Annotated in this window: 15 protein-coding genes; 9 read left to right on the top strand and 6 right to left on the bottom strand. The window is 41.1% G+C overall.

Annotated features, from left to right (window positions below):
• Window positions 1-17: 17 nt before the first annotated feature.
• From IPO83_00615 to IPO83_00605, 3 genes are all read right to left on the bottom strand, one after another.
• Complete coding sequence (locus tag IPO83_00615; GenBank protein ID MBK9729795.1) at window positions 18-2,138, bottom strand: T9SS type A sorting domain-containing protein; 2,121 nt, start codon at window positions 2,136-2,138, stop codon at window positions 18-20.
• A 943-nt stretch (window positions 2,139-3,081) separates the two neighbouring features.
• Entirely contained in the window at window positions 3,082-3,711 is a 630-nt protein-coding gene (locus tag IPO83_00610; GenBank protein MBK9729794.1) for a response regulator transcription factor, read from the bottom strand.
• Complete coding sequence (locus IPO83_00605) at window positions 3,708-5,495, bottom strand: sensor histidine kinase (protein MBK9729793.1); 1,788 nt, start codon at window positions 5,493-5,495, stop codon at window positions 3,708-3,710. The genes IPO83_00610 and IPO83_00605 overlap by 4 nt, the downstream gene beginning before the upstream one ends.
• Before the next feature lie 135 nt (window positions 5,496-5,630).
• Here IPO83_00605 and IPO83_00600 point away from each other — a divergent pair, with 135 nt between their 5' ends.
• The 8 genes from IPO83_00600 (at window position 5,631) to IPO83_00565 (ending at window position 15,203) form a co-directional block, all read left to right on the top strand.
• The gene (locus tag IPO83_00600; GenBank protein ID MBK9729792.1) at window positions 5,631-6,293 is read left to right on the top strand and encodes a hypothetical protein; all 663 of its coding nucleotides are present in this window, start codon (window positions 5,631-5,633) and stop codon (window positions 6,291-6,293) included.
• A gap of 19 nt (window positions 6,294-6,312) precedes the next feature.
• Entirely contained in the window at window positions 6,313-6,669 is a 357-nt protein-coding gene (locus tag IPO83_00595) for a hypothetical protein (protein MBK9729791.1), read from the top strand.
• Between the two features lie 6 nt (window positions 6,670-6,675).
• Window positions 6,676-9,522 carry a hypothetical protein gene (locus tag IPO83_00590; protein MBK9729790.1) on the top strand — a complete coding sequence of 949 codons (2,847 nt, stop codon included), beginning with the start codon at window positions 6,676-6,678 and terminating at the stop codon, window positions 9,520-9,522.
• A 147-nt stretch (window positions 9,523-9,669) separates the two neighbouring features.
• On the top strand, window positions 9,670-10,650 hold the full coding sequence (locus tag IPO83_00585) for an outer membrane beta-barrel protein (GenBank protein MBK9729789.1): 981 nt from the start codon (window positions 9,670-9,672) through the stop codon (window positions 10,648-10,650).
• 118 nt (window positions 10,651-10,768) lie between these two features.
• Window positions 10,769-12,016, top strand: coding sequence for a hypothetical protein (locus IPO83_00580; GenBank protein MBK9729788.1), 1,248 nt, complete (start codon window positions 10,769-10,771; stop codon window positions 12,014-12,016).
• Window positions 12,017-12,019: 3 nt separating this feature from the next.
• A complete protein-coding gene (locus IPO83_00575) occupies window positions 12,020-13,219 on the top strand; it encodes a hypothetical protein (protein MBK9729787.1) in 1,200 nt (399 codons plus the stop codon).
• A gap of 175 nt (window positions 13,220-13,394) precedes the next feature.
• The gene (locus IPO83_00570; GenBank protein ID MBK9729786.1) at window positions 13,395-14,006 is read left to right on the top strand and encodes a superoxide dismutase; all 612 of its coding nucleotides are present in this window, start codon (window positions 13,395-13,397) and stop codon (window positions 14,004-14,006) included.
• A gap of 294 nt (window positions 14,007-14,300) precedes the next feature.
• Window positions 14,301-15,203 carry a T9SS type A sorting domain-containing protein gene (locus IPO83_00565; protein ID MBK9729785.1) on the top strand — a complete coding sequence of 301 codons (903 nt, stop codon included), beginning with the start codon at window positions 14,301-14,303 and terminating at the stop codon, window positions 15,201-15,203.
• Window positions 15,204-15,222: 19 nt separating this feature from the next.
• On the opposite strand, the gene glmS is transcribed toward IPO83_00565, so the two are convergent.
• The 3 genes from glmS to IPO83_00550 all read right to left on the bottom strand — a co-directional run bounded on the left by glmS (window position 15,223) and on the right by IPO83_00550 (window position 19,343).
• A complete protein-coding gene (glmS, locus tag IPO83_00560; protein MBK9729784.1) occupies window positions 15,223-17,061 on the bottom strand; it encodes a glutamine--fructose-6-phosphate transaminase (isomerizing) in 1,839 nt (612 codons plus the stop codon).
• A gap of 26 nt (window positions 17,062-17,087) precedes the next feature.
• The gene (locus IPO83_00555) at window positions 17,088-18,341 is read right to left on the bottom strand and encodes a DUF4270 family protein (protein MBK9729783.1); all 1,254 of its coding nucleotides are present in this window, start codon (window positions 18,339-18,341) and stop codon (window positions 17,088-17,090) included.
• Window positions 18,342-18,527: 186 nt separating this feature from the next.
• The gene (locus IPO83_00550) at window positions 18,528-19,343 is read right to left on the bottom strand and encodes a glycogen/starch synthase (protein ID MBK9729782.1); all 816 of its coding nucleotides are present in this window, start codon (window positions 19,341-19,343) and stop codon (window positions 18,528-18,530) included.
• Window positions 19,344-19,605: 262 nt separating this feature from the next.
• Here IPO83_00550 and IPO83_00545 point away from each other — a divergent pair, with 262 nt between their 5' ends.
• Window positions 19,606-20,454, top strand: a complete 849-nt coding sequence (locus IPO83_00545; GenBank protein ID MBK9729781.1) for a pantoate--beta-alanine ligase — start codon at window positions 19,606-19,608, stop codon at window positions 20,452-20,454.
• Window positions 20,455-20,494: the final 40 nt, after the last annotated feature.

The raw sequence follows: 20,494 nt of genomic DNA, 5'->3' as shown, positions 1-20,494 counted from the left end.
TGTTGGCAATAGTATCACTACTGCACAATCAATTTTTGATTCTGAATTCCATCACCCGAAATCATCTGTACCAAATAAATTCCTTTTGAAAATGATGCGGTATTGATTTGTATCGAATGATCGCCGGCTTCAAAAGATGAATTTAACACATTCGAAATTTCTTTTCCATTCACATCAAAAATCTTAATGCTGACTTGCGAGGATTGTGTGAAGTTGAAATGAAGCGTGGTGTTTCCCCAAGAAGGATTCGGATAAATTTCAAGTGATGTTGCTGCTGCATTTTCATTGGTAATTTTTAATGGAAGTGTGGTGAAAAATTGTTTGGCTGACCAGTCGGAAGTAATCTTCGGATCATTGCCGCAAACACTTTTTATCTGCCATACATATTTTGTGTTGGGTAAAAGACCTTCCACAATTTTTGATTTGCCTTGCGGTTTAAGAATTGTCCATGTTGCACCGCTTGATACTTTGTAGCGCAAAGAATATTGGATAGCTGCTGCTGCCGGAGCCCATTTTAATTTTGCTGAGTTTGAAGTAATATCTATTGATTGCAGACCATCGGGAAGGGTACATACAACATCATCAACTATTCCATTGCAATCATCGTCAATGCCATTGATGATTTCTGTTGCACCTGGATGAATTGATTCATTTGCATCATTGCAATCAAGATCATTCTCAACATAACCGGAAGGGACAACACAGTCAGTTGCAAGAAAAGTATTTGCGACATCTCCATAGCTGTCATTATCAGCATCTGCAAAAACTGTAAATGCATTGCACCCTTCAGCAGAAAGCTTTACCACCCAATAGTCTCTAAAACCGTAACTCGCTTCGGTTTTATCGCCTGAAATGCCAGAATAAGAATAACCACCAAGCAGGTAACCGCCATCGGTGGTTTGAATGATAGATTGTACATAGTCCCAGCTACTGCCACCAATGGTATTTTGCCACTGAATATTGCCAGAACTATTCAACTTCACCATCCAATAGTCAAAATCACCTTGACTCGCTTCTGTTTTATCTCCTGAAATGCCGGATGAGGAATTACCTCCTAGCAGGAAACCGCCCTCAGTGGTTTGAACTACAGAAACTGCATTATCATTACTGCTCCCGCCAATGTTATTTTGCCACTGAATATTACCTAAACCATCCAATTTCACCACCCAATAGTCATTGTTACCCTGACTTGCTTCTGTTTTATCTCCTGAAATGCCGCCAGTGGAAATGCCGCCAACCAGGAAACCTGCATCGGTAGTTTGAATGACTGAGGCTAGAACTTCACCGTCGCTCCCGCCAATTGTGTTTTGCCATTCAATGTTTCCGAAATTATTCAACTTCACTACCCAATAATCACCTGAATACGATGCTCCATGATTGGCTTCGGTTTTATCTCCCGAAATGTCTGAATTGGAGTACCCGCCGAGCATGTAACCTTCATCGGTGGTTTGAATGACAGAGCAAAGAATATCATCGTAGTTGCCACCAATAGTATTTTGCCACTCAATATTTCCTGAACCATCTAATTTCACCACCCAATAGTCACTGTTGTAAGAAGCACCTTGGTTGGCTTCTGTTTTATCTCCTGAAATGCCCGAGCTGGAATAACCTCCCAGCAGGAAACCACCATCAGCAGTTTGAATTAATGATCTAAGAAGATCATTGCTGCTTCCACCAATGGTATTTTGCCATTCAATATTGCCGGAACTATTCAGCTTCACCAACCAATAATCAGTACCACCCTGACACACTTCGGTTTTATCGTATGAAATGCCTGAAGTTGAATAACCACCAATCAGGTAACCGCCATCAGTTGTTTGAATAACAGAGTATACATAATTATCATACTCTCCGCCAATCGTATTTTGCCATTCAATGTTGCCGGAACTATTCAGCTTCACTATCCAATAGTCAGCATATCCCTGGTAAGTTTCGGTTTTATCTCCTGAAATGTCGGATGTTGAAGAACCACCGAGCAAATAACCGCCATCGGAAGTTTGAATTACTGAACTCAGCTCATCTGAGTCGTTTCCACCAATTGTATTTTGCCACTGAATTTCAGGAGCTGTTACTTGTGCCGTTGCAATAGAAAATGAAAAGCAAAACACAGCAAAGGCAATGATGAAAAGATTTTTCATGGGAGTTGGTTTTCGTATGATTACTGAATAGTATTTTAATGAATCAAAGATGGAATCGATTTAAGTCTTGCGCATCACAGAATTCTGCTAATATTCATATCAATGAATTCTGGGAGTTAAGGCAGCAATACCGATACGATCCCCGGAAAAGGGATCGCATCGGTAATCTCCAATCATGCCGCGCTGTTGAATAAATTCAACAGCAATAGATAATGGTTTGTGTGAATTGTGTCTTTCAAATTAGCTTTGTAAGTACCTTTTTTTGTTGCTTTATAACTGATGGTGGTTGCACCTTTGAACAACATCTTTCCTTTTATCCCATTGGTAAGTATAACCCGATCCGCTGTTGGCAGTTAATAGCTTCGGTTTCACTATCGTTCACGTATCACAAGAAATCTCTTCAACTATGTGAGCCTTAATAGCTCACGATGTCTTCCTGAACCAGGATGTGTGAAAACCGCAGCAATAAAATACAACTGCTTCTAAAAGTATGAAGCCCATAAGTTCTTCTGCGATTCTCACACGGATCCTCTTCTTTGTAATGGGTTGTTTCAAATTGTTTTGATGAGTACTTTGTTGAAACAATCTGCTGTTCTTGTTTTCTTTTTATCGTAAATTCCTATCACGTGCATTTAATTTAAAGAAGCATTTCAGCCATCCGAAATATGCTGACGATAAAAATTCCTGAGATGATCCAGGCTCCTAATTCAATGCATGCAGCATGAAGCAATTGATTGACATGAGAATTGTTATGTGTCCTATGATCGTGCTGCTGTATCACATAGTTCAACATGGTTGCGCTATTTCGTATTAATAAATTTGATGGTATAAAGATACCGACACGACAAGGTCATGCGCATCACAGATTTCAGCTAAAATTCATATCCCAGAATTCTGCTATTACTGTTTGGGAGTAGTAATGAAAGTTTTCTGATCTGACAGATCAAATCAATCCCATATTGATTCCATAACGAATCAATCCTGCAGTGTTTTTTACACCTGCTTTCATAAGTATATTTTTACGGTGCGATTCCACCGTGTGAAAACTGATGAACAGTTTGTCTGCGATTTGCTGTGTGGTACATTCTTCATTTAGTAACCTCAACACTTCCATTTCCCGCTTGCTGAAGGAAGGAATTTCACGCTGCGAAGAATGGTTGCGCATGCTTTGCAGAATTTCTTTCGTAATCTCTCCTCCGAAAAATTCACCTCCTTCATTTATCACGCGAATAGCCTGCTGCAATTCCTTCGCACCTGTGTTTTTCAGAATGTAGCCTGAAACACCGGCCGCTACCAGTTGCCTGATAAATTCCCGTTGCTTGTGCATCGATACGATCAGTATCTTGATGCCTGGATATTTTTTGCGGATTTCTTTGGCTGTTTCAATGCCATCCTTTCCCGGCATATTAATATCAAGGATCACAATGTCTGCCTTTTTGCTATCAAGCAACTCCAGCAGATCATCTCCGTTCAGTGCTTCGCCTGAAACTTCAATATTTTCAAATGACCGGATAATGAGTTTCAACCCGTCAATAAACATCTGGTGATCGTCGGCGATAATTATCTGTATCATAATAGTACGGAAATTGGAATTTTTATGGTAACAGTGCAGCCTCTTCCGGGTGAAGTATCGAACAACGTGATGCCGTTCAGCAGATTGATGCGAGAACGTACGTTGCTGATGCCGGTGCCACTTGATTTTTTTTCCGGATCGAAACCAATGCCATCATCTTCTACCATTAATGACAACCATTCTTCCTGCCGATGAAAATAAATAGTGATCTCTTTTGCGCCTGCGTATTTTAAAATGTTGCTGATGAGCTCTTGCACAGACCGATAGAGTGCAATCTCAATCTTGTGATCAAGCCGACTATCTAATCCGGCTGTAATAAAATTCACTTCAACGCCGCCCGCACTTTGTATGGTGTTACACAAGTCATGTATCGCATCAACCAATCCAAATTTAACGAGTACTCCTGAGGCAAGATCATGCGAAACCTGTCGCACTTCATTTACAGCGTCATCAAGCATGGAGATCACTTTTTCAAATGATGATTGTTTTTGCGATATTATATCAGCCGACAGTCTGATTCCGTCCATATGCAATTTAATCGCGGAAAGTGCACTCCCCACACGGTCATGCAGATCAGCAGCTATCCTGCTCCGTTCTTTTTCCTGCCCCTCCATCATCGCATTCAACGTGTTAACTTCCTGCGTTTTTAGCTGCGCTGTAAGCTCATTGAGAGCAGCCAGCTTTTCTATTTCCAGTATCTTATTTTCTCTTTCAAGGGTTTCCACCTTTACACTCACCTGATGGTTGTGTGCAGTAGTAAGAGTATCTGCAGCATTAATTTCTTCCTTTAATAGTATAAATTTTTTGTATTCCTTCAGCGCCTCTTTCAAATTACCTGCGGCTTCATATCCTGCGCTCAATTGCTGTGCAATCACGCTTTGAACCGGCTTTTCCAGTGTTCTTTCTGCAAGCGCTCTTGCATCAAGTAACAATGCAATGCTCTCCAAAGATTCTCCCGATTTCAGTTTTTCCATCGCAATGCTGACAAGAAAAACTGTGCTTAAACTTTTGTCGCCGGCATCTCTTGCTATAATTTGTCCTTCCTGAAAAAAAGAAATAGCAGACTCCGGCTTCCCGGAAGCAGATTCAGTTTTTCCCAGATAAAGAAAACACTGCGCAATGCCTCCTGGATTGTGCTGTTGCTCAAATAATAATCTAGCTTCTGAAAATTTCTCAGCCGCTTCTGAAAATTTCTCTTCTATCAATAGCAAAATGCCAAGCTCCATCAATCCTTTGCTTGTAAGTGTATCTGCTTTTAATGCTTCTGAAATCTTAAGACTCTCCATAAGAAGCTGCTGCGCGTCTGTGGTGTTCCCTGCTTCCCTGTGAATGGCCGCCATACTGAGTAGCACATTGGAAGTTCCAAACCGGTCGTGCGACTCTCTTTTTATTTGTAAGGAAGCAGAAAAATGGTCGAGCGCCTTGGTATAATCGCCGAGACGGAAGTGAATCAATCCGATGTTGTTGATTGCATTGCTGATGCCCCAACGGTCGCCGGCTTGTTGAAAAAAAAGATGTGCCCGATGGAGAAAAATGAATGCCCTCTCATAATCGGAAAGATTAAAGTGAACAAGTCCCATGCAAAAGTTACTGCGGGCTTTTCCCAGAACAAAGTGAATAGCTTCAGAAAGAGCAAGTGCTTTTGCAGCTACCGTTAATGCCGCAGCCGGATCGGAATGGCGAAGTTCCATGGCCTGATCGATCAGCAAACTGCATTGCTGTTTATCGGAATGCCTGGTTGCATTTTCCGATGGAAGCTTCCGGATTTTCTCTTTTTCTTTCAAAAAAAAATAATTGCAGGTAGCGATTAAATGTAGCAATTATAGGATGACTTTCCGTATGGCAATCGAAAAAATCCGGAGCTTTCCATAGTATTTTTACTAAATTGTAAGCCACTTGCAGTAAGACCGGAACTCTGTATGAATGAAAAATTAATCAGAGAGGTATTCTCTCACATGGCGGAATACAAACCTGCATTGCAAAAATACCTGATCGCAGATGAAAGGGATGAAGAGGTAGATTTCCGTGTACTTGGTGATTTAATTCTACGAAATTTCCCCTGGCCGATTGGTATCGAATTGAGAAGGCTATTTTCTGGTGCTATGCGTAATTTGGATCGTGGTCGTTTAGACCAGCTCTTCAAAACCATTGAACGAACGATGCAGTTTTTGTCTTTCGTGTTGGTCGCTCAACTCTGGGAAGAACGGATAAAAAATCAGGTAGAACTTCCGGAGGAATTCACTTCCCAGTTTCAAAGTCGTTTTAATATGCTTACGATGGGAAATTACGCCTGGCTCATCCGGATTATCAGCAGGGCCTTTTCACAAAGCAACACCGATCACTTCATTGTTGAAAAGAATACCGTTTTCAATAATAAATTTTTTGAATCACTTGACTTCTGGGTTCCGGAACGTAATAAGATAGGACACTACGAAATTAACCTGAAGCAGGATGAAATTGAACGGCGTTGTGTGGAATACGAAGCCAAACTATCAAACATTCTGAGCAGCATCGCTTTTTTTTGTGAATTACAAATTGGTCACGGTCCGACAGATCAATGTGCTGAAAAAAAAACATCTTAAGGCCACCTTTAATCATTTCATGGATCTGCTGAACAGTTCAGATTCAGATTTTAAAGGAACTGAAGTACAACACACCATCTATGCTGACAGCAATGCAGTGCTTTTACTAAAAGACTTCAAAGAACCCAATACGTATTTAAACCTCTCCCCTCTTATTATTGATTCCCGGACAGAGGTGATTGATCAGGAGGAAAAGTTTTCCATCAAGAAAGATATTTTTCTCTACACAAAGTTTTACGATGGTAAATTGTTTTATGTGGGAACTGAAGTGACTGAGAAGTGCGACCTTACAAGGCTCAGCAGTTATCCTGACCTTTTATCGCAGTTTGATCGAATGCTGAATGCTATTGTTCATTCCGGAAAAATAACGGCATAGCGTGCTATGGCAAATGCACCGTTCAAATTTCTTGATTCTTACACGATAGATGATCGCGATATCTTTTTTGGACGCGAACAGGAAATTGAAGAACTGTATTACAAGATTTTAGATGGAAACCTGCTGATAGTTTACGGCTCAAGCGGTACGGGAAAAACGAGCCTCATTCAGTGCGGTCTTGCCGGAAAACTTGTGGAAGCAGATTGGATGCCGATAGTGGTACGCCGGGGAGATAATATAAATACTTCTCTCAAAAAAGCGCTGCAGCATGTTTCCATTACTCCTCTGCATGAAAAACATACACCGGCACAAAATATCAAATCCGTTTACCTCGATTTTTTCAAACCTGTGTACCTGTTGTTTGACCAGTTTGAAGAATTATTCATCTTTGGAAGTGAGGAGGAAACAGCTGTTTTTGTCAGCTCACTTGAGGAAGCACTTCAAGCTGGATTAAGTTGCAAATTTATCTTCGTGATTCGTGGCGAATACCTTGAAAATATTTCACGGTTTGAAGCAAAAATTCCTAATTTTTTCAACAACCGCATACGGGTTGAGCGCATGACGCGTAAGAATGCCATGCGCGTGATTACGGAACCCGGCAAACTGTTTGGCATTGAAGTAGCCGCTGATTTTCCGGGTCAGGTTTTGGAAAGGCTATTGAGCGATAAAGTATCCGTTGAGCTCACTTACCTCCAGGTTTACCTTGATAAACTACTCAAACGGGCATTAGCGTTGAATGCTCAGCATCCCTTATTTAACAAAGAGTTGCTTGAACATGCAGGCCAGATTGATGATGTGCTTGCTGATTTTCTGGATGAACAAATTTCAAAAACACCCAATCCTGAAAATGCCGTGACCATTTTAAAATCCTTTGTTTCGGGTCAGGGTACCAAAAAGCAAACCTCGCTGGAAGAAGCAACAGAGTTTGTTCATGGGCTTGGAAAAAATTTAGCACAGGAAGAGGTAGCAGCATCACTGCGGCAATTTGTGGATCTGCGCATACTGAAAGATCAGGATGAAAATGGTAAGTACGAGCTTCGCCACGATGCCCTTGCCTTGAAAATTTATGATCAGTTAACTATGAGTGAAAAGGACATGCTGGAAGCCCGTCAGTTCCTCATTAACCGCTTCAATGATTTTCAAAAACGGTCTGTATTGCTTGAAGTTGCCGACATTCACTATATAGTTCCTTTTGAAACACGTCTCTTCCTGAATGAAGAGCAAAAACAGTTTATCGAAAAAAGTAAACGTGCTGCAAGACGAAAGAAGAACCGCCGTAGAAATATTGCTTTGGGAACCGGGCTGGCACTAATCATCATTTTAGCAGGCTTCACCATTTTTGCATTAAGACAACGCAATGAGGCATTAGCACAAACCAGGATTGCTGAACAAAGAACCCTGGAAGCCATCAATCAAAAAGAGATGGCAGAAAAATCTAATGAACTGGCCATGATTGCTTCCAGGCAGGCAATGGATGCAAAATCATTTGCAGAGTTGCAGGCCAGGATTGCAGATGAACAGAAAAAAATTGCAACTCAACAAGCTGCAAGGGCTGAAGAGCAATCACAATTCGCAATTGCACAGCAGAGCATAGCACAGCAGGAAAAGCAGGTTGCCTTGCAAAAAAGTGATGAGGCGTTCCTTGAAAAACAAAAAGCTGATTCAGCTAAGTCGGAAGCAAACCGGTTGAAGATGCTTGCACTCAGCCAAACAATTGCTTTCAAATCATTACAGATAAAAAACGATCCGCAACTTGCAGCATTGCTTTCAAATACTTCTTACAGGTTCTGCAAAGAAAATGGTGGTAACACTCAGGATGCACAGTTGTATTCATCACTTTATGAATGCCTTAAGAATGTAGACGGAGAATATCAACCGATAATTATTCGTACAGCATCTGATGTAAAAGCGATCGGAATAACAAATCCAGGCCAAAATGAAGAGGTATTGAGTGGAGACGGTTTCCTGAGAATTTATTCCGGTACCCATCATAAATTAATAAACACCGTTCTCATTTCTGAAAGCAACAACACATTAAATACAGGATATATCAGCCCTGATGGAAAATATGTTGTTACAGCTTACGAAAATAATGCGATCATTTTTTTCAAGGTAGAAAACGGCAGCGCTTCTCCACCACTTTCAGGCCATACTGGTTTGGTGCGTGCCGCGGCCTTTAGCAGCGATGGGAATATTTTCGCGACAGGCGGACGCGACAGCACGGTAATCATATGGTCTAATAATATTGCCCAGAAGAAAGTGCGCTTCAATGCGCGTATTAAGTCACTCAGTATGAGTGTAGACAATAGCACTATCGTTGTAGGCTGTGAAAATGGTGAAATGTTTATAATGAGTATTGCTGCAACTACAAAAAAATTGCTGGCCACCAATTCACCTGCCCGCATTCAGGCTGGCGCATTCAGTAAACAGGGAAATTATTTAGCATTTGGAAGTTCGAATGGTACTGTCAATCTGTTTCGTTCATCAGGGAGTCCTGTTAAAACATTTATTGATAATTCAAGCAGTGTAGATTTCATATCAACAGATGAAAGTCTAAAAGTACTGATTACTGCGGGCAATAAGATTATTCACATTTACAATCTGAATGATCTTTCACTGAAACCAATTATCATCAAAGACATCAATAGCCCAATCATATCAATGGTGCTTTGCGGAGATGGAGAAATATTGGTGGCTTGTGCTGATAACAGCATCCGCCGGTTCTATTCGAAAACAGAACCAATTCAGGAATTATTATTTACTTTCATCAATCGAAATCTGAGCCTGGCGGATTGGCAATCATTTATTGGAAATGATGTGCCCTATCAGAAAACCAAAAACGATTTACCCTGAAGTTCCTTTGCTCATAACAAATGAAATATGTTGTCAGCAGCATTAAACACAATCAGGTTGACGATCAAATTTATATCTTACTTGGAGTATGCTACACTAAATAAAACCTTTACTATGAAGTCGTTTTTATTCATCTGCATATTTTGCATGTGGACTTCCATAATGGTTGCACAAACCGATACCTGCATTGTTCATCTCAAAAGTGCCAATACTAATTATGACGATGGAAACTATGACCATGTCATCATCCTGCTCACTAATGGTATTTCAGATTGTCAACTTTCAAAACAAGACCTGATAGAGGTGAATAAGCTACTAATTCTAAGTTATATCGGAATTGACAATCTCGAGGCAGCCAACGCTTCGGCTGCTGCAATAATGAAAATCGATCCTAAATACCAGCCGGATAAATTCAAAGACGACCCTAAGCTCACTGCAATGTTCGTTAAATTCAAACCCGAACCCATATGGATCATTAACATTAGTGGCGGGTTGAATTTTCCGGATATTAAAGTCATTCAAACGTATTCTGTTGTACACCCTGATGATGCTACCGGCCTTGCTTCCTATCAATCTCTCACGGGATTCCAGCTTAATAGCGGAGTTGAAAGGCGCATCTATGGTAATTTATGGATAGAAGCCGGTTTCGGTTTTCGGGGCACCGGCTATAAACACACGCTCGACAGTGTGCAAGGCACGACAATTTACTATAGCGAAAAACTCAATTACTTTGATTTTCCACTGTCCTTAAAATATTATTTTTTGAAAGGCAGGTTTAAACCATTTATGCAAGCGGGCGTAAATTTTTCATGGATGCTTCAGGCATACGGCACTTCTTCACGCGAGGGCCAGGAGGATATTGTCAACCGAACCCCACTCAGAAATAATTTTGACATCGGCTATTTTGGAATGGTGGGAGCAACATTTGCATTTAAGGAATTCAGCATTTTTGGAAATGCCGGCTACACCTATTTTCCTGATTTAGTAAACAAGGAAGGAATGCGATATGCCGATGATGTGAATCTCTATCAATACTATTATGTAGATGATGATTTCAAAATGAATAATTTTCAAATCAATGCAGGTGTTGCATACACCCTTTCTTATAAAATCACAAAAATGAAGTAAGGTTATGCTAAGTTTTTACGGCAAAGTTGTTGATTCAATCATATCTCAAGTCAGGCTTCTGAAGATTTTCAAATTCATCAGACAATCCATTGAGCAACTCTATCCAATAATTTATATCGTGCCTGCTATTTTTTGTTCAGGCATTTGGTGCTCCTGTAATAAAGCAGAGAATCCACCAAATTACGTGGAGGCAACATGGGTGAAGATGGTTGCCGATTCACCGGTTTATCTCACAGGAAAAATACGTTCGGATAAACAAAACAACTTGTTTTGCTCCTATTTTAGCGCGGATGCTGGTGTGAATGTGCAGTCAGTCATTATTAAATTGGATTCGGGCGGAAACCTGCAATGGAGAAAGCAGATTGATTCACTCACCATCTTTGATTTCATTGTGGTTCATGATAGTGAAATAATAGTGGCTGCCAGTGAAAAGGCTACGGTAACACTCATCGGAATCTCCGCAAAGGGCGACATAACTTTTACTGCTGCCTTTGCATTGCCTGATGTTGGAGCAACCATCAAACAGGTAGAGCGAATGAAAATATTCTTAGCCGAAAGTGGTGCTTACAACCTGAGCGGAACGGTGAATATTTATTCCACCGATTTTGCTTCTGTCGGTTTTATGATGGAAGTGCTTTCATCTGGTATAATTAACTGGAGTCAATCGTATAAATTTCATCAGGATGGTAAGTCAGCTACTTTCATTACAGGTTGTAGTGAAACCGCCGATGGATACATGCTGTTCGGTAATGTCCAAAACAATGTTCCATTGACCAGCAGTTTTTTTGTAATGAAGTGCAATGCAACCGGTGATTTGCTGTGGACAAAGTTTTATGCCACCAGCACTTATGACGAAATGACGATGGCGTACAATGGGTATTTTTGCTCCACTTCTGACATACTTGCCAGTGATGATGGTAATTTTTTCGCCTGCGCTTACAATGTGAGTTACAATACTCCCGGACAGAATCCTTCTTCCATTAATACCACTGATGATAACAGTGCGCGGGTTTTTAAGATTAATGCTGAAGGTGATACTTTAAAGTCTGTTCGTATAAGGTTTGGCGTTCAAAATGAAGTGGCTGATTTTGTAAAAAGAAAAGATGGAGGGTTGCTGATTGGGTTGAATCCCTTTCATCTGGCAAATTTCAGTTTGGTTGGAGAGCGCCACGCATTTACAGCACTTATAAGTTCAGAGCTTGTATTACAAAATATCACTACCATTCAAACTCAGTACACCGATTATATGGGTTCTGTATGTGTAATGGATGACAACCATTACGCCATTCAATCAATGATTCAGGGTTTTGGAAAAGAGCACTATTTTCTGGAAGTGATTAAAACAGATGAGAATGCAAACTTTTAAACCATGAAAAGATTTATTCCGCTATTTCTTCTGCTTGTACTAACCCTTAACTTGGGTTGCCGGAAGGAAATTGAAAAGGAACTTCTTCCCACCGCTTTCGTAAAATTATATCCGACTGACAGCAGTTACCGCCCACGCGGGTGTTTCCAACTCCAGAATGGGAACTATATTCTCTATGGCTTAGATGTGGCTAACATTGGCGTACTTCCTCTGATTATGAAAATAGATCCATCAGGCAAAGTTATCAAACAACAAAAAATGCCAGACATCTATCATTACCTCACCCTTAAACTATTGAAGGACGGAAACATGTTGGCGATTGGCATAGAGAATACCCTCAGCTCCAATGCAAATGTTTGCATTCTTGATACAGGTTTAGTAATTACACAGGAATGGCATTTTCCAATTGATTCTATAAGGGCTACCGGCGATCAACTACCTGATTTTGTTGAAGAAGAAAATGGTGATTTTACGATTGTCGGTTATTCCACCTATAAAAAGTATTTAACACCTTTCATCCTCAGAATTGATCGAAATGGGAATGAACTGAAATTTCTTCAATATGATTCGCTGCAGAAAGGAACGCACTTTGGGACAATAGGCATTGTTCGCCATAATGATGGATATTCAGTATCCGGCAATGCTTTTAATTTGAGCACTATTTACAGGGGCATGTATTGTCTTCACTTAGATGAAAACTATAACATGGTCTGGGACACCATCATGTTTGACGACGGGGGAACACGTACCGTGGATGGCATGAATAGTGATGAAAGCGATCATTCCACAATTGTCTGTGGCACATTTGGTAGTGAGAGACAGGTCGGAAATCTTTATGTGCGAAGAATAGATGCTTCAGGTAATCCGGAAGACCAGGTATCTTTTTACGATTATAAGAACTATGCAACATTCAACAGTATTAGCAAAACCGTTGATGGCGGATATATTTTAAGTGGCACTGTAAACCAGTTGCTGGATTTGCACCTTGTTTCCAACGCAAATATTTATCTCCTGAAACTGAATTCCAAACTGAACAAGGAATGGTCGCGTCAATTCAATTCCACGATTCCATATAGTGCCTGCTCTGCCGTGCAAGTGGCTGATGGTGGCTATATGGTGAGTGGTTCTGAACACACGGGATCTTATGATTTTACTTTCATTCTGATAAAAACAGATGCGGAAGGAAATATAGTTCCGCAGTAGAAGTATGATATGCTAGTCAATTTTTAAATAAGCATTTCTGGCTTTATTCATTAATCAGCACAATTTTATCAGGGTGAACCTTCTCCATCCCCAAAAAGTTATATTTGCCTTATACATCACTAATCCAATAACCTCATAAACTTTTCAACCATTTCAAACTCTTAAACTCTACGCTATGGCTTTTCAACTTCCTTCCTTACCCTACGGTTTTGATGCACTCGAACCACACATTGATGCGATGACTATGCAAATCCACCACGACAAGCACCATGCGGCTTACGTCACTAACCTCAACAAAGCGCTGGAAGGCAATGATGCGGCAAGCTGGTCGATTGAAGAAATCTGTAAAAACATTTCAAAATTCCAGGTGGCAGTTCGCAATAACGGCGGCGGACATTATAATCACTCCCTGTTTTGGTCTGTCATGAAGCCCGGCGGCGGCGGTTCACCCAAAGGAGAGTTGCTTGATGCCATCTCCCGTGACCTCGGTAGTTTCGAAAAATTCTATGAAGCTTTTTCTGCTGCGGGTACCACCCGTTTTGGTTCAGGTTGGGCCTGGCTGATTGTAGGCACTGATAAAAAACTGGCCGTTACTTCTACCCCTAACCAGGACAATCCGTTAATGGATGTGGTGGAAGTAAAAGGCACGCCGATTCTTGGAATGGATGTTTGGGAACATGCTTATTACCTGAAATACCAAAACAAGCGTCCTGATTATATCGCTGCATTCTGGAATCTAATCAACTGGGATGAAGTGACGATGCGGTACAATGAGACGATGAAATAACATTGTCAAATGCCTGAATGTTGGAATCAAAACGGTAAGAACACTCAGGTGCAAACTTAGAACAAACCCGGATTTTTCAATTGATAAATCCGGGTTTATGTTTACTGTTATTTTTCGTGTAGCATTTCTTAGTGTCAATTACTTTGCCGTCAGTAATCAGTGAATACAGATAAACTCCCTGGTCCAGTTGCGATGAATGTAATACAAACATTCTCCAATAACTGTCTTTATCCTGAAGCAGCTGTTGTGCGAACGACCTCACCTACACTGACTAATTCGCTAAATTTGTTTCTGTTGAAATTCCATCCATCTTTTTCACAGATGAAGCGTCCATGGTTGTTCACCTTTTTTTTATTGATTTGCAGCAAAATGATTTTTGCACAAGGAGATTTTATTATTGCAGGCGATTATCAAAATAATGTCTACTCAGATCCTTCACCTGATTTATCTCCTTACATTTTTTTTAACAATGGATTTTATTACGGTGCTACAGAAATTGACCTGAACAATGACGGCCGGAAGGATTTTAATATCCACTATGTCAATAATTACAATTACGAGTACACTATTTATATTGATTCGTATGATTCCAATAGCATCGCAACAGCTTCCTTTAAAGAGCTTGCCTTTTCGCCCGATACTTCTTATTTGCTGGATGACACATTAACCGCCGTAAAAGGTTTTAACTTAAATGATACCATATCCTTCAGGAATAATTTTGTTCAAAGTGATCACCTCACTTTACGATATGCCTTGTATCCTCCAAATGGCAGCTTTCCTCAATTGGCTTACGGAGCCTGGTTCGATTATTCTTTGCCTGAGTATGATTCATCAGACCATTATATCGGTTGTATGGTAATCGCCGGTGAGGACACCGTGCCTGGCTGGATTCACCTGCAAAGAAATTTCACTTTCTCAGTGAAAGATTACGGCGCCACAGAGGGATTCGGCATTCAGGTGCCAGAAATCAGCAACAACACAATAGCGATTTCACCAAATCCTGTTTCAGGTGAAATTGTACTGAAGGGGAATTTTGAAAGCTATGTACTCTTTAACAGCATGGGAATGCTGGTAAAAAATGGAACACTGAATGCTGCAGCAAACAAAATAGACGTGCATAAATTACCCGCAGGAATGTATTACCTGCATCTGCAGCAAAACAATAATGTTTATCTGGGAAAATTTATAGTGCAATAAGCTTTTTCACTCTGCAACATTATTCCACTGTAACACTCTTTGCAAGATTCCTTGGCTGGTCGACATTGCAACCGCGAAGCACCGCAATATGATACGCCAATAATTGCAGTGGAATCACTGATAACAATGGTGTAAGCGGCTCTTCAGTTTCAGGAATTTCAATCACAAATTCCGCAAGGTCGCGGATGATTTTATCGCCTTCTGATACAATGGCGATGATGCGGCCTTTCCTGGCTTTCACTTCCTGAATATTGCTTAGAATTTTATCGTAAGGTCCACCTTTCGTTGCCAAAACAACAACCGGCATTTCTTCGTCAATCAATGCAATCGGTCCGTGTTTCATTTCAGCAGCAGGATAACCTTCTGCATGGATGTAAGAAATTTCTTTCAGTTTTAAGGCACCTTCCAATCCTACCGGGAAATTATAACCGCGTCCCAGATATAAAAAGTTGCGGGTATCTTTAAAATAATCTGCAATATATTTGATCTGCTCATTCGTTTTCAATACCTGTTTTACCTTATCAGGAATAGAATCCAGTTCGTTGATCAGTTGATGATATCTCGATTGTGTGATGGTTCCCCGCTTTCTCGCCGTATACAAAGCCAGCATGCTCAGCACGGTTACCTGCGCCGTAAATGCTTTGGTAGATGCCACGCCTATTTCCGGACCTGCATGCGTATAAGAACCCGCATCCACAGCGCGTGAAATAGAAGACCCGACAACATTGCAAATACCAAACACGGTAGCACCTTTTGACTTGGCCATTTGTATAGCCGCAAGCGTATCCGCCGTTTCGCCTGATTGTGAAATGGCAATCACAATGTCATCATGCGTAACTATGGGATTGCGGTAACGAAATTCAGAAGCATATTCCACTTCCACCGGAATGCGTGCAAGATCTTCAAACAAATATTCTGCAACAATGGCGGCATGCCAGGAGGTGCCACAGGCAATCATCGTAAGTCCTTTGGCATGCGCCAGTTTCTCTTCATACTCCGCAAATCCGCCTAACTTTATCTTTCCGGTATATGTGTTTAACCTGCCTCGTAAACTATCGCGGATAGAGTTGGGCTGCTCATAAATTTCTTTCAGCATGAAATGATCGTATCCGCCTTTTTCCAACATCTCCAGCTTTAATTCCAATTCTTCTATGTATGGCGTCTTTACTTTGTTACCAATGGTTTTAATGGTAAGATCATTGTTGCGGTTCAGCACGGCAATCTCTTCATCATTCAGATACACCACGTTTTTAGTAAACTCAACAATTGGTGTGGCATCTGAAGCAACAAAAAATTCATCTTCACCGATGCCAATTACAAGCGGACTTCCTTTTCTTGCTGCCACGAGCATATCAGGATTGTTCTTCGCTAAAATTACGATGGCATAAGCACCTACTACTTCATTAAGGGCAATACGCACCGCCTCAGGTAAATCCTGCACTTCATTCACCATGATGTCTTCTATCAGGTGAATCAAAACTTCTGTGTCTGTATCCGATTCAAAATGATGACCACGGAGTAACAACTCTTCTTTTAAAGTAGCATAATTTTCAATAATGCCATTGTGAATGATGGCCAGACTTTTTGATTCAGAAAAATGAGGATGTGCATTTACATCATTAGGTTCGCCATGAGTAGCCCAACGGGTGTGTCCGATACCAATATTTCCTTTGGTGTCTTTATCAGCCACAAATGCTTCCAGCGCACTTACCTTGCCTGCCTTTTTATAAACATGCAACCCGTTGTTAAGCAACGCTACACCAGCACTGTCATAGCCCCTGTATTCAAGACGATGCAGCCCTTTGATGAGAATGGGGAAAGCCTGCTTATTACCGATGTAACCGACGATTCCGCACATGCTGGTGTAAGTTTTTTTTGGTGGAATTATTCTATTGGAGTGTAGACGAGATTCAGTTTGGCCTTGTACACATCATTCCTGTTGCCACCGCCAGCCATTAAACGGTCCGCTGTTTCCTGGGCGCTGTTGTTAATCAGGAACAAACCGTAGTCGGTGATGTTTCCGTCAATCAGTAATTGAACCTGCTGAGAAATGCTGAACTTGTATTGCGCTACCGTATCACCCGGTAAAATGCCATAACTCACCTTGTTACCGCCATAGGCCGGGAAAACCTGGTTCACATCATCATTATCAGGTATCGATTTAATTTTTCCCGCACTGTCTAACGTTACGATCAATATTTGAAGGGGAGGTGTAAACACACTGTCGGCCCTGTTCGGATCCAGGCGTTGCGAGATAATGAGTTCGGCTTTGTTTATGATAACATCATGAAGGTTGAGCAGATTCGGAATAGAAATCCTGGTTCTTATGCTTGCCATTGACTGAATAAAAATAAGACTATCGCCATCTGCCGTTTCGTTTTGAAGATGACTTGCTACAACAGATCCCGAATAGGTATGTTTAAAATAATTGAATTTTACTTCACTGGTTCCTATCGGGAAATTAATGTTCAAATCACTTTTGGCCGGTGTATGCCAATACAATCTGAGTCCGCTAACGGATGAAAGCATAGCAAGATAAAGCATGCTGGCAGCGTAAGGTGTAGCAGTGGTATCCGGAGCGATCATCAATCCATGAAAGTATTCTTTAAATGCAGAGTCCGTAGCAAGAGTTGCTGCACCTGATTGGTTTAAAAGATCCTGGCCAAATCTATCAGACAAACGAATACGCATGTGCGGAGGAAAGCTCACGCCTAACACATCAATGCTATCCTTAAGATTAGGTACTAAGAGCCGTTTTTGTCCCAATAAGTCCGGACTGGTGGAAAATGTTTTATTGGAATAGTAACCCGTTTCAGGTTTCGGGCTCATCTTTTCTATAACCTCATACACTGAAAAGGATTGTGGTACATCTTCGTAACCATACGTTTTAAAGTAAGCCATGGTGAGTACAACAGAATCCAGGAATAAGGTATCAGGATCACCCAGATCAATAGCTGTGGTTGGCAAGAGAAATTCCGTGAAAATAGCCGCGTAAGATTTTCCGAAAACAGGATCATACATATTTCCCAGCAAGCTGTAAAACTGACTGCTGGTAACAAGTGAATCCTGCCGCATAGGCGTGGTAACTACTTTAAAAGTGTCGGTGAAGGTGGCATTGATATCGGAAGAGGCCGGCAAAATACCTCCACCAATCTCAGTTGTTTTTTGACACGAGGACAGCGCCAGACATGCGACCAGAAAACACACAACTAAATTCCTATAAATCATATGAAGGCGCGGTTGCTGTAAGTGATCGCTATCTAATCTTTCAATAGCTGACCCCTGGAAATGATGATTGGTTGACCAAACGGATGTTCAGGGTACTCATTTTTTTGAAAGCGATGCATAAAATTCCTGATAAGTAGCAGGAAACTCTTCTCCATTCACGTATTCAAGTATGGGTTTATTTTTCTGCGCTTTCATAAAAGTTTTCAAAGCTTTATCTATTTTCTGATCGCCCAGAATGAGTGCGTCAGAGTGTGCAATAGCGCCTTTGTTAAGTCCAGTGAAATCTCCCTTTTTGTAATACTCAAAATCGGAATCTTTAATATCCTTGTGAATGAGCGCCTTGGTATTGAATGATTTGGCCAGTGAGCCTTCAAAAGGATTATCGTAAACGGAATAAACAACTTTTGAATTGTGAAACACAGGTTCTTTTTTATACACCGTTCTGATATACATCGGAACCAGACTTGTCATCCAACCATGGCAATGGATAATATCAGGAGGCCAGCCCCATTTCTTTACTGTTTCAAGTGCTCCCTTGCAGAAAAAAATCATGCGCTCGGCATTGTCATCATAAAACTTATGGTGCTCGTCTGTAAAATCGTATTTACGCTTGAAAAAGTCCTCATTATCAAGAAAATAGACCTGTAAACGGGCACCGGGCAATGAAGCCACTTTAATAATCAGCGGAAAATCATCGTCATCTATGATAATGTTCATTCCTGAAAGCCGCACAACCTCGTGCAACCGGTGTCTTCTTTCATTGATACTGCCAAACTTGGGCATCAGCACTCTTATTTCCATACCCTGATTGAGCAAGTGTACGGGCAATTGATTGGTGATGCGCGCCATCTCTGATAACACCAGGTATGGTTTCATTTCCTGCGTGATGATCAGTATTCTTTTTTTGTTCATCTGGGAATTTTCAATTTGGAAGGAGGTTCTGAAGGCAACCTCAAAAAAATAAGTGGCCAAAGATACTAAAAAAAAGCCTGAACTTTTCCAATAGAACAGAGAAAGAGCTCTTGTAATGGCGGCAATGCGATCAACTTTACTCCTTAAACCCTGGTTCTTTTTAACTTTTGATATAGAGGCGCAAGCGGCTGAAAACGAAGCACAACAAAACCAATTCCCGCTAAATGCTATCTTTCGCACCATATCTGATAAACTACCTGACGTGATCAAGTTTACATCAGCAACCGCCGTAAATAATTATGTAGCATGGGTAAGGGCTTCCGGTAAATCAATCGGCTTTGTGCCCACCATGGGAGCATTGCATGCTGGCCATCTTTCGCTGATTACGCGTGCCAGCATGGAAAACGACCTTGTGATCTGCAGCATTTTTGTAAATCCGGTGCAGTTCAACGATCCCAAAGACCTTGAAAAATATCCAAGACCGATTGAAAAGGATATTGAAATGCTGATCGATTCAGGTTGCGACTTGCTGTTTCTTCCGGGCATCACCGACGTGTATCCGGAAGGGCTGCAGCAATTAAAGAACTACGAACTAGGACATCTTGAGTCCTTCCTCGAAGGCGCATCAAGGCCCGGTCATTTTAATGGTGTTGCCAATGTGGTGGATCGTTTCTTACAAATTGTACATCCGGACAGGCTTTATCTTGGTCAAAAAGATTTTCAGCAGGTTAAAGTGCTGGAAAGATTGGTGGAACTTCAGCACTATTCCACGCATATCATCATCTGTTCTATTTTACGGGAAGAAAATGGACTTGCGATGAGTTCAAGAAATATCCGGCTTTCAGCAGAGCAGCGTGAAAAGGCAGCAATCATTTCCCAAACACTTTTTTTCGCGAATCAGCACTTTTGGGAATATGTTCCTGAAACATTAAAGATAGAATCGATCAGGCGCATTGAAACCATGCAGGACGCAAAAGTTGACTACTTCGAATTTTGTGATACCCAAACATTCCGAATCATTCATGACTGGAAAGAAGCACAGCATATTGTAGCAGTAACAGCAGTGATGGTTGGAAATGTGCGGCTGCTGGATAATATGATGATGCGGTAGTTCGGATTTCAAGGGCTATAGCCTATCGGGAAATAATCCG

It is taken from the genome of Chitinophagaceae bacterium, from assembly GCA_016717285.1.
Taxonomy (GTDB): domain Bacteria; phylum Bacteroidota; class Bacteroidia; order Chitinophagales; family UBA10324; genus JACCZZ01.
Note: the sequence above shows the minus strand (reverse complement) of the source record. Positions and strands in the feature narration are given on the sequence as shown.